General features: G+C 27.5%; 9 protein-coding genes. 2 read left to right on the top strand and 7 right to left on the bottom strand.

Features of this window, described 5'->3' with window-relative positions; genetic code table 11:
* Nucleotides 1–120 precede the first annotated feature (120 nt).
* The gene (locus CSPA_RS14810; protein ID WP_015393122.1) at nucleotides 121–543 is read left to right on the top strand and encodes a DMT family transporter; all 423 of its coding nucleotides are present in this window, start codon (nucleotides 121–123) and stop codon (nucleotides 541–543) included.
* A 15-nt stretch (nucleotides 544–558) separates the two neighbouring features.
* Nucleotides 559–1,005 (top strand): DMT family transporter, encoded by a 447-nt coding sequence (locus CSPA_RS14805; protein ID WP_015393121.1) that lies wholly within the window; start codon nucleotides 559–561, stop codon nucleotides 1,003–1,005.
* A 111-nt stretch (nucleotides 1,006–1,116) separates the two neighbouring features.
* Here CSPA_RS14805 and CSPA_RS14800 read toward each other — a convergent pair whose 3' ends face one another.
* The 7 genes from CSPA_RS14800 to CSPA_RS14770 form a co-directional block, all read right to left on the bottom strand.
* Nucleotides 1,117–3,414, bottom strand: coding sequence for an ATP-binding protein (locus tag CSPA_RS14800; RefSeq protein WP_015393120.1), 2,298 nt, complete (start codon nucleotides 3,412–3,414; stop codon nucleotides 1,117–1,119).
* A gap of 4 nt (nucleotides 3,415–3,418) precedes the next feature.
* Nucleotides 3,419–4,594, bottom strand: a complete 1,176-nt coding sequence (locus CSPA_RS14795) for an ABC transporter substrate-binding protein (RefSeq protein ID WP_015393119.1) — start codon at nucleotides 4,592–4,594, stop codon at nucleotides 3,419–3,421.
* Between the two features lie 101 nt (nucleotides 4,595–4,695).
* Entirely contained in the window at nucleotides 4,696–5,406 is a 711-nt protein-coding gene (locus CSPA_RS14790; RefSeq protein ID WP_015393118.1) for a M48 family metallopeptidase, read from the bottom strand.
* Between the two features lie 51 nt (nucleotides 5,407–5,457).
* On the bottom strand, nucleotides 5,458–7,461 hold the full coding sequence (locus CSPA_RS14785) for a GTP-binding protein (RefSeq protein WP_015393117.1): 2,004 nt from the start codon (nucleotides 7,459–7,461) through the stop codon (nucleotides 5,458–5,460).
* A 488-nt stretch (nucleotides 7,462–7,949) separates the two neighbouring features.
* A complete protein-coding gene (locus tag CSPA_RS14780; protein WP_015393116.1) occupies nucleotides 7,950–8,654 on the bottom strand; it encodes a lysophospholipid acyltransferase family protein in 705 nt (234 codons plus the stop codon).
* Between the two features lie 199 nt (nucleotides 8,655–8,853).
* Nucleotides 8,854–10,512 carry an ABC-F type ribosomal protection protein CplR gene (gene cplR / locus CSPA_RS14775; protein ID WP_015393115.1) on the bottom strand — a complete coding sequence of 553 codons (1,659 nt, stop codon included), beginning with the start codon at nucleotides 10,510–10,512 and terminating at the stop codon, nucleotides 8,854–8,856.
* Between the two features lie 470 nt (nucleotides 10,513–10,982).
* The gene (locus CSPA_RS14770) at nucleotides 10,983–11,960 is read right to left on the bottom strand and encodes an acyltransferase family protein (RefSeq protein WP_015393114.1); all 978 of its coding nucleotides are present in this window, start codon (nucleotides 11,958–11,960) and stop codon (nucleotides 10,983–10,985) included.
* Nucleotides 11,961–11,966 lie beyond the last annotated feature (6 nt).

The following is an 11,966-nucleotide window of genomic DNA, read 5'->3' as shown; positions in this document are numbered from 1 at the left end:
TGTATTATTTTTTCAAACATGACATATGTCCTATTTGTATATTATAATAATAGCCTAAAATATAGAGAGTAATCAAATTTATATCTATTGTTTGAAAAAACATTTTAATGGAGGCACAATATGTACAATCTTTTATCCTTATTAATTGGTATCCTCATTTCTATTATGATAGCATTTAATGGGAAATTATCTAATGGTGTTGGTAGCTATACTTCATTACTTATAATACATGCAATTGGATTTTTTGCTATTCTAATATTGCTGTATTGCAAAAAAATAAAAATATCTTTTAGAAATAATATACCTTTATATTTTTATATTGCAGGGGCTATAAGTGTATTTACGGTTATGTTTAACAATTTAAGCTATTCTGCATTAGGAGTTTCTCTTCCAGTTGCTTTAGGACTTTTAGGTCAGCTAATAACTTCCTTAGCTTTTGATCATTGTGGATTTCTAGGTATGCCAAAGGTAAGTTTTAATAAAAAGAAATTTATTGGATTATTATTTATAATAATAGGAATTTCAATTATGGCATTTAATTAATTAGGAGGTGAAATAATGTTTTATATTTTAATTTCTGTTATAGCAGGTGCTATTGTAGTAGTTTCAAGAATTCTTAATACTAAACTTTCTGAAAAAGTAGGATTAATTGAATCTAGTTTTTTTAATTATTTTACAGGAGTATTAGCATCTTTAGTATTATTTATTATTTTTAAAGAAAATTTTTCATCTAGTAATTTTAGTAATATTCCTTTTTATGCTTATTTCGGTGGAATATTAGGGATAGCAATTGTAATCTTAAACAGTGTAATAACACCTAAAATGTCCTCATTTTATGCTACGTTAATAATTTTTGTTGGACAGCTTTTTACAGGTATTTTACTAGATTGTTTGACTCTAAATTCAGTATCTATAACTAAAATTTCTGGAGGAATACTAGTTGTTATTGGACTTACATACAATTTATATGTCGATTCTAAATTAGATGAAATTTCAGTTTTGTAAGCACTAGTATATTCAATAAAAAAATAAGGCTCCATATTTATATTTTAATATGAAACCTTATTTTTATTGTGTTAAATAATTACTAATTTAATAATTTATTATTATTTCGAATTATAAATAGATATCAGAGAATTGAACTTTTATCTCACTCACCAATCTGTCTTCAACATCAAGACGTCCATTATTTTCGGTACTTACTAATTCATTATTGGTAGGAAGTATTATTGTAAAAGTGCTACCTACTCCTAGTTTACTACTAACATTTATAGTTCCACCTAAATTATCAACTAATAATTTTACAAGAGACAATCCAATTCCAGTACCTTCAGCCCTCCTAGATAAATTACTATCAACTTGACCAAATCGTTCAAATATAACATCAATCTTATCTTCTGGGATTCCTATGCCAGTATCAGAAATTTCAATTTGTATAGAATCTGAATTTATACTATCTGATAGCTTTATAGTAATATTTCCTTCACTTTCTGTAAATTTAATAGCATTTGAAAGGATATTTAATATTATTCTCTCAACTTTTTCATCATCAATAACTATCATCTTACTAGTAATATTTGAATCAAAATTAATACTTATATTTTTCTGATTTGCGTACAATTCAACTGATTCACAAATAACCTTAATTAAAAATACAACATCTATTGTCCTCATATTTATTTTAATTTGCCCAGAATTCATTCTAGTAATATCTAGTAGATTGTTAGCTAATCTTAATTGTCTAAAGGTATTCTGCTTAATATTTCCTATAAGTTCTTGCACCCGTTCAGGAATTTTACTCATATATACACATTCGATTAATTGAATAGCTGAATAAATAACATTAAGTGGTGTTTTAAGTTCATGACTGATTAATGAAATAAATTCATCTTTCATAGCAAGCGTTTTTTCAAGAGTTTCACTTTTCTCTTTTTCTGATTGAATTAAGAGTTCTTGTTGTTCTTTTATTTTAAACTCATTTTGCTTTCGTTCTGTAATATCTTGAATACTTATCTCAAAAAAATCTGCATGCTTTTGATAATCATAAACGACATGGCTATTTATTTCAATCCACATAACTTTTTCATTATTATTTTTTATCTGAATTTCATAGTTATTTAAGTTAAATATATTCTCTATTAAAAATTCCTTTTGATCTTTATCTATTAATGCTTCAACTAAAAAATTTGTAATATTTATGCCTACCGTTTCTTCAATTTTATCATAACCTAATATCAGTCTTGCCATTGGATTAACATATACTATTTCACCATTTAATTCTGCAGTAAAAAGTCCTAATGGAAGTCTCTCAACTAAGCCTCGATTACTATTTTCACTTTCTTTCAAAGCAATTTCGCGTGATTGAAGATTATCGCTCATCAGCTGAAAATCAACCATAAGATTATGTATTTCAATGAAATTTGAAGAAATTAATGGTAGGGTACTACCATTACTAAAATCACCAACCGCCAAAGAAGTTGTTCTATCGGTCAATTGTTCAAGTGGAGTTATAATATGATTTTGTATTTGCTTCCGAAAGCTAAATATTACAGCTACCATTAAAACAAATATGGCAAACATTCCAAAAATGAATAACCATTTATAGGAACTTATAACCGATGTTAAAGGTATTTGAGAAACAACTATCCAGCCAGTTGTTTGAAGTTTAACAGAACTTCCCAGCATTAGCTTATCATTATATATATAGATGCTATTATTTTCTCCGCGAACAGTATTTTTAACTATTTCTAAATTATTTATATTTGTTTGTTCCTTAACTAAGGATAAATCAGGATGAGATATTAGTGTTCCTGATTGATCAACAATAAAAGCAAATTGATCTCCTTGTATTTTCGTAATATTTTCAATTTCATGTTGAAATACTCCTAAATTCAATTCCCCAATAATGTAGCCTCCTTGAGATAACGGTCTTATTAAATAAACTATTGGGTCACCTGTCCTAAATGAAATGAAAGGACGCGATATAATAAGATTATCTTGATTATGTGAACTTTTTATGTCAGGCAAATTAGACATATCCAATCCAGTATAAATTGGATCCGAAGGCGCCATTATTAAAATTTTATTTTCTTTATCTAAACAGTATATTGTTTCAAAATAACCATATGCTTTCCATGTACTATTCATAAATGCAGATATATCTGCATTATCAGAGGTTTCAGCCATTTTAGCAATAGCATCTAATATTCTTCCACCGTGATCAAGATAATATTCCACAATATTTCCTATTGACTGGACGACTTGCTTTTGATTACTTTGAACATTACGTTGACCTAAGGATTCAGCACAAATACCTGCGACTATGGCTAAAATAATCAAAGGAATAAACATGCGAAACAACAATATGCGAAAAAATACTTGGCGTAGATAAGGGTAACCTTTTGTATTTTCCATTTACTTACTCACCTCCAGATTCTACTGTGTTGAGTTTCGCAATTCTAATAAATTTTCCATTTTTGATAGAACTTAAATAACTATTTCTTTGAATATCTCCAAATTTATCAAAAGATAAATTATCCGTTAACCCTTTAAAATCATGGATTTCTAATAAAGCATCCTTAAGACTAAGATTAGTCCTATAGGATTTTTTTATAGCTTCAATAAGTACCATTGTTGATTCATAACTATATGCAGCTCCAAAAGATGGATCATTGCCAAATCTCGCTCTATATTTCGATTTAAATTCAACAAAATTTTCCGAATCATTTTCTAAATCATAAGCTTGTTCAATTATCATTCCTTCAACAGCCTGTCCACCTTTATCAATTAAGGTTTTAGTTTGGGCCCAAGGAGATGAAAACATAGGATTTGACCAATTCATAAGCCGCGCTCTTTGTGCAATAAGTGCTGTATCCATATCAGAAGCAACTATAAGTACTCCTTCAGCTTTAGATTTTTGTAGTTCCGAAATAAATTTTGAAAAATCTGGTTGAGCAACTGAAGAGAAATCAAGTATATCTGTAACTTCCCCTCCAAGAGCTTTAAATTTATCAGAAAAAATATCACTATAAGTTTGAGAATATGCTAGATTATCTTTATCAAAGATAACTGCAATGTGTTTAATTCCTTTATTTTCAAAAATGTATTTAGCAAAATTTTGAGAGCTTTTTTCAAATGACGGATGAATTCTAAAAAAATAATCATCTATTCCACTTAGCTTGGGTGTTGATACGGTTGGTCCCATCATTATTACTTTGGCTTTGTTTGCCTCATCAATACCTGCCAAAGTTTGTGCCGTTGTTGCATGACCAATAATCGCTACTACACCTTCTCTTATCAGTTCCTTATCTGCATTTTTCGCCTCTTGTGGAATTCCAAGATCATCATGAACAATTAAAGACAGCATGTGACCATTAATTCCTCTATCATTATTCGCCTTTTCTATAGCTAGCTGTGCACCATTTCGCTCTTGGACCCCTAATTCTGCTTGTCTGCCGGTTAATTGCGCTGAAAACCCTACACTAATAACTTCATTTTTCTTTTTATCTGAAGAAATTATTATTGCAATTAGTGTAATAACACTAATTGCTACAATACATAAATTTCTGAACATTTTAAACTTGCTTTCATACATTATGAAATCCCCCCTCTAATCTCATAATTCTCTATCATATATTAAAAACCTTTATATTTTTTATGACATTCTCTTACATAAAAATACATTAAATATATTTTTTATATGTACAAATCCATACCATGTATTTTTAGCCACTCATGTTTGTCTTTATAATTAGGCATTATTTCTGATACCCTATTCCAAAAAAATTTCGAATGATTTCTATAATCCATATGACACATTTCATGTACAACAATATAATCTACTACATCAAGTTTAGCCATACTTATTCTCCAATTAAATAAAATTGCATTTTTCCCTGTACAACTAGCCCATCTTCTTTTTTGCTCTTTAACCTTTATTTCAGTAACTTTGTCCTTGAAATTACTTGAATAAAAAGCTATTCTTTCAGTCACTATTTTTAATGTTTCAGTTCTATACCATTTTTCTAAGGCACTCCTTAATTTTTCCTCTTCCATAGTGTTTGTATAAATTTCAAATTTTTCATTAAATTTTATTAAAATACTTTTTCTATTTGACTGTAACACTATTTTCAAAGGATACTCTTTTCCTAAATACATAAAAGTATTACCTTCAGAAAAATTTCTAGTAATTCTTTTTAAGCTTCTTTGTGTAACTTCTTTTTTCTTGGCTATTATCCAACTTCCTCTATTTTTAACAACAAGTAAAATATACTCTTTACTAATTTTTAATGGTGCACTAACCATAACTTGTCCTGCTTCATCAATTTTGATGCATATAGTTTTTCTTTTTCTTCTAGTTAATTCAAATTCTATTTCCTGACGTTCATACTCAAATTTTAATTTCATCTTTTCTCCTATGTAGTTATTCTAATTATAAAATTCTTTTCAACTAATTGTTTAATCTATAAATTCGCAATGCATTGATTCATCTGCCTTATCCCAAGGAACTAAATATCCTTGACCATGTGAACAAAACACCGATGTAGATGTATATTCTATATCAGCATTTTTATTGTATCCTATTGATTCTATTATTTCTTCACTATTATGACAAATATCATAACCATCATACATTAAACTAATGCTACCTTTGCCCTTAGTGAAAGCAATTACTTCCATAGAATAATCCATAAATGTCGCAACTGGACCTCTTCCGTTAATAATTGTTGTATCTAAATATATTTCTGCTGGTTCAAAAGTCCCATATAATCTTTGAATATCTGATATAACTCTGCCCATATATTCGCTTGAAACTTGTATATTAAATTTATAATATGGTTCTAAAAGTATGCTTTCAACCTTTTCAAGTCCTTGTCTCAAAGCTCTAAAGGTAGCTTCCCTAAAATCGCCTCCGCAAGTATGTTTATTATGTGCTCTTCCTGTTAGCAATGTGATTTTAATATCAGTTATTGGTGATCCAGTTAATAGTCCATGATGATCTCTTTCAAAAATATGTGTTTTCACTAAATTTTGATTTCCAAAAGTTAAATTGTCACTATGACACTTATTTTCAAAAATAATACCACTATTTCGAGGTAATGGTTCGAGCTTTAAGTGAACTTCAGCATAATGCCTTAATGGTTCAAAATGTCCACGACCGATTGTTACATCTGCAATAGTTTCCTTATAAAGAATTTGACATGGACCAAATTCAACTTTTAAATTAAATCTTTCCTTTACAACTTCTTTTATAACTTCTAGTTGTATTTTCCCCATTATATGTACGTTAATTTCCTGCAAAGCTTCATTCCATATTATGTTCAAGGACGGATCTTCAGCTTCTAATATTTTAAAATATCTTAATACTTCACGAATATTTAATGTTTTATCAAAAATAACTGTTGACATTAGGGTTGGGATCATTTCAAATTTAGTCTTATCTTTTAATAAACCTAAACCATCGCCAGCTACAGCCTTAGAAAGACCTTGAACTGCAAATAAATCTCCAGCTTCGACACAATTAACTGTTTTGAATTTACTACCATTGTATATCCTTATGGCAGTGATCTTTTCAGTTATTCCGCTAGCAATAGTATCTCCAACATTGCTATTTTCAATATATTCTTCATTATATCTAATTTCATCTCTAACTCTCAGTGTTCCAGATAAGGCTTTTATGAAAGTAATCCTATTACCATTTTCATCATAGCGTATCTTATATACTCTCCCTGAAAAACCATTTTTCTCATTATAATCAGTATAAGTTAAATTATCTAATGTATTAAGAAATTCTATTACTCCCTCATCCATAAGTGCAGAACCTCCAAAACAAGGAAATACTCTATTTTCTTTTATTAATTTCTTTAAAGTGCTTCCCCAAATGTTAGCATCATAATTTCCTTTAAGATATTTTTCTAAAAGCACATCATCATATTCACTTATAAACTCTATTAGTTCCTCGCTTAAATTTATTTTATCTATAAAATCATTTACATTATCTACAAAGCAAACATCTTTAGTTAAATCTCTTCTTATTTCATTTATAACTCTATTCTTATCTGCTCCAACCCTATCTAATTTATTTATGAAAAATATACTTGGAACATTATATTTTCTTAATAAATTCCAAACTGTCTTAGTATGTCCTTGAACCCCTTCAACACTACTCACAATAATAATTGCATAATCCATAATGGCAATTGAACGCTCCATTTCTGAGCTAAAATCAATATGTCCTGGGGTATCAACTAAATAATATGTAGAACTATTAAATTTAAATACTCCTTGATCTGAGAAAATTGTTATTCCCCTTTGTCTTTCAATATCATGATTGTCTAAAAATGAATCCTTATGATCCACTCTTCCTCTACTCTTAATACTGTTAGTATGATAAAGCAATTGTTCTGAGAAAGTAGTTTTCCCAGCATCAACATGAGCTAAAATGCCTATTGTCTTTTTCATTATATTTTCCCCTTGCTGCTTATAATTATAAATTATTGTCTATTTCAAAATATATTAAGCATGTAAAATAATTATATCACAATGCCTTAGTTAATTAGCTTACTTTTATAAAAAAGGCGTTGCATAATATTTAAATTATTATACAACACCTTCTATAGATATCCAAATTAATAATCAAACTTATAAATGGAATATACATGCATCATTGAGAAATTATAAGCGTAACACTACACTAGAAATTAGATATATATTTGTGCAAGCGGCATATGAAATTAAGCTGTGATGGTTGTTAGTGGAAGGTTGTTCCATTTTCTGCTTGTCATAAATTTATTTTAGGAACATGCAGAAATGGGTGCAACCTTCCACTTAGAACCTATCCAGCGAAAATTTCATTAGTCCGCTGTAATAAATATATATCTGATTTCGGTAAGTTTTGCATAAGTATAATTCTTGCATTGTATATCTATAAACAAATTGATTTATTATGTTTAATTATTCAAATTCGTAATAATTATATTTCTTATATTATCAGCTAAATTAGCTTCTTCTTCTTTTGATAAATTTTTGGTTTCTACTGCTTTTCCAAAAACAACTTTTATCTTTGTAGGGACAAATGTTCTTGTATCTTCAAAAGCTCTAGATGCTCTATCTATACTTACTGGTACTATTGGAGCTTTTGATTTAGTTGCAAGTCTTAAGCTTCCTTTTTTAAAAGGCCCAACTTTTCCTTCTTTGTTTCTTGTTCCTTCTGGAAAAATTACCATTGAATACCCTTCATTAATATTTTTTATAGCTTTATTTATAGATTCAATAGCAGCTCGTGGATTTTCTCTGTCAATAGGAACACATTTGCTATTTCTAAGCCAGTAACCTATTATAGGAGTTTTTAATATTTCCTTTTTAGATATAAATCCTAATGCTCTATCTGTTTTATAAAGTAGTATAGGTATATCCAATATACTTGAATGATTCCCTATAAAAACACAAGCCTCTTTAGGTATATTCTCTAAACCTGTTACTTCTAAATCTATACCTATAATATCCATTGTAAACTTACTCCATAAATATCCTACTTTTTTTAGATATTCTATAGCTGCTGGTTCGCCTTTAGTTTTTTTTATATACCAAAACTTATATCCCTTAATTCTAATCCAAAGCATATAGAAGCCATAGCATATTTTTTTGAAAAACATCTTTTTTATTCTCCTCTTTTCTGTTTCCATAATTACTTTATAATTTATGGTTATAATTTTTTTATTAAACTTCAACTAAAATATTTTAAAAATCACTTAAAATATAATTTCTATACTAATAAGTCTAATTCTTAAAACATTATACTATTTTTCTGTTAAATATGCTAATAATAAATTTTATATTGTTATTAATATCATCTTATTTCTTACTATTATTTAATTCCAAAATCCTAATCTCTTTCAACAATAGTTTATATTTATGATCTAACCTTTCTTTAATCAACTCATTTTTTTCTATTGATATAAGAGAAATTATTTCCGACAGCCTATTTCTTAATACCATTAACTTTTCTTTAATATCTTTTTCATTATTATTACTTTGAGGTTTATTCTTCTCCTTAATATAATTCTTATAACTTCCTTCATACCCTTTTAAAATTTTATCTTTAATTTCAATTATAAAATCACATATATTTTCAATGAATTTTCTATCATGGGAAACTAAAATAACTGTTTTTTCAGTATTTATTAATGCCCTTTCCAATGCTTCCATTGCCTCAATATCTAAATAATTTGTTGGTTCATCTAATACTAATACGTTATTATCGCTAAGTAAAACCTTACTAAGTGCAACTTTAACTTTTTCGCCACCACTCAATGAACTAACTTTTTTAAAAACATCGTCACCCTTAAATCCAAAATTATCAAGGTTAATTCTTATAAAACTTTGATTAAAAGAGCTAGTTTTTGATACATTCTCAAGAATGCTTTTACCTTCTTCTAAAATATTTTGGTCTTGATCAAAATAACCTATAAGTGCACTATTAGCTACTCTTATATATTCATTATTTCTTGTTAATATTTCTTTTAATAATGTTGATTTTCCACAGCCATTTTCACCTATAATTGCAGCTTTTATTCCTTTTCTAATTCTAAATGAAGCTTCTTTTATTAAAAGTTCATTATTAACATATAAATTTAGCTTACTGATTTCAATTATATTATTTGAAATTATTTCTGCACTTTTTTGAATGTTAACTTTAGTTTCATTTATATTTTTTGGTTTTTCTTTAACTTCTAAATGATCAATTCGACTTTTCATGGCTTTTATATTTTTATCAAGTTTTCTTTTTTGCTTTTGTCCACCCATTTTATGCAATCTAGCTTCAGAGTTTCCCATTCTCTTAGGAGTTGTTCTCATCTTATTTCTCATATCTTGTTTATCTATAATAGCTTCTTCTAATTGTTTTTTTTCTGTTACATATTTGTTATACTCAATTTCTTCCCTTTTTCTTTCTTCTTGTTTTAATTCTATATACTTTGAATAATTACCTTGATAAACCTTTAATTTACCTTCATCAATTTCTACAATAGTATTACATAATGAATCTAGAAATTCTCTATCATGAGATACTAGGATTAAAGCTCCATTATAACTTAATAGCATTTTTTCAAGGACACTAATACTTGCACTATCTAAGTTTGAAGTTGGTTCATCGGCAATTATTAGTTTATTATCCTCACTTAAAGCTTTTGAAATCTTTAATTTTATTTTTTCTCCACCTGACAAAAATTTATCATATTTCACTGGTGCCTTAAGTATTTTCATTACCTTATTTTCTTCACATTCACCATAATAGTTTTCCATTTGGCTTATATATGAATAACTATCTGTTAAAGAAATCTCTCCTTCTTCTGGAATAATAATTCCCATTAACACTTTAAGCATAGTAGTTTTACCAGCACCATTTCTGCCAACTATCCCAATTCTATCTTTTTCAAAGACTTCGAAAGTATCAATATCTAAGATTAATCTATCCCCATAATATTTTTTTAATTTATTAAATTTTGCTAACAAAAAAATCCCTCCTATTTTGTATAGGAGAGAAGTTATATCTATGTTTAATGTATTATAAAATGTTTTCTTAACTTTCTTATTTGAAAGTGCCAATTACAAATAATAATTACTAAAGAATTTATAACAGTAATTGATTCATATACAACATTTTATAATAATTTTAGACTTCACTAATACAGCTAAAAATTTTCATATTTTTAGCTCACGCATGATAATCTCCAAATTATAGATTATAATCTACTCTCCTTGAATTAAAATACAACAACAAAACCTATTGACTTAGGTTTATAAGTAAATTTAACTAATTGTAAAACAATTATTAAATTTCTATCATTTTGTCATACTTAAAAATCTGATTGTAAATTACATTCTCATTGTTGAAATTACCTTGCCCTTTCTCTAATATATTAACAATATATCACTTTTTACAAATAATGTCCATATTAAATAATATCATTATAAATATTGAACTATGCTGCAAAATTAGCTTTTTCGTATATTGTCTTTTTTGAAATTTTACCAATAAATATTTGTAATTTTTTAAATACATATGCCAAACAAATTGTTATAAATAAGTAAGCAATAAAAGCTCTAATCGTAACTCCAAGTCCTATTATTTCACGATATTTCCCCCCAATAACACCTTCAAGTAAATATATCTCAAAAGAAATATATCCAAGGAATCCTAGTATTTTTGATTTATAGTCTAACATTGATATCAATGTGATAACCCACAACGTAACACATATTCCTGCAATAGAAATTTCTGTATAATTTGAAAATTCTATTGTATAAGGTGATATAATTAATAAAACAATAATTGCAGTATTATTTATAATTATTCTCGAGTTTTTATTAAATATTATTGGCTTTAGATAACTTATTAATACTCCTATTGGAAAAGTAAAATAATTATATTCCCAATTTGAATTTAAATTAATTGTATTGTGCTGCAGTAAAAAAGCAACCAAAAGCAATATCGCCACTTTTAAGCCTTTATGTACAGGTAATAAGAATATAATAAAGAATACTACATACCAAAATAACATAAAAGTGATATACCACATAGTTGGATCCAAATATGGTTCATAGAGTAAAACACCTAACAATGTTGTAATAACATTTTTTATTGAGGTTGTTTGATGAAAAGCAATAAAATCAACTATAAACCATAAAGCAGAAACAGCTGCATATGGCAGGATTACCTTAATCACCCGCCTTTTAATAAAAGAAATTGATAAACCATTTTTAAAGAATGATTCAGTTAAACCATAACCTGATAATGTCAGAAAGATTGCTACCCCCCAAGCACCTGCAGTAGTCATTCTATTAGGTATAATATCACTAATTTGAAACCACATTCTCGAATGACCTAAGAGTACAAGTAATATTGCTATTCCTTTTATTTGGTTAGTATCTTCTCTTAAAATTCCAATATTTTGTTCCAAAATTTA

Origin of the sequence: Clostridium saccharoperbutylacetonicum N1-4(HMT) (genome assembly GCF_000340885.1) — a bacterium.
Taxonomy (GTDB): domain Bacteria; phylum Bacillota; class Clostridia; order Clostridiales; family Clostridiaceae; genus Clostridium; species Clostridium saccharoperbutylacetonicum.
The sequence above is the reverse complement of the archived record's forward strand: the minus strand, read 5'-3'. Positions and strand labels throughout refer to the sequence as shown.

Coding starts and splice junctions, on each gene's coding strand:
- CSPA_RS14795 (WP_015393119.1), bottom strand. CDS start 4,594: ATGTATGAAAGCAAGTTTAAAATGTTCAGAAATTTATGTATTGTAGCA.
- CSPA_RS14785 (WP_015393117.1), bottom strand. CDS start 7,461: ATGAAAAAGACAATAGGCATTTTAGCTCATGTTGATGCTGGGAAAACT.
- CSPA_RS14805 (WP_015393121.1), top strand. CDS start 559: ATGTTTTATATTTTAATTTCTGTTATAGCAGGTGCTATTGTAGTAGTT.
- CSPA_RS14790 (WP_015393118.1), bottom strand. CDS start 5,406: ATGAAATTAAAATTTGAGTATGAACGTCAGGAAATAGAATTTGAATTA.
- CSPA_RS14780 (WP_015393116.1), bottom strand. CDS start 8,654: ATGTTTTTCAAAAAAATATGCTATGGCTTCTATATGCTTTGGATTAGA.
- CSPA_RS14810 (WP_015393122.1), top strand. CDS start 121: ATGTACAATCTTTTATCCTTATTAATTGGTATCCTCATTTCTATTATG.
- CSPA_RS14800 (WP_015393120.1), bottom strand. CDS start 3,414: ATGGAAAATACAAAAGGTTACCCTTATCTACGCCAAGTATTTTTTCGC.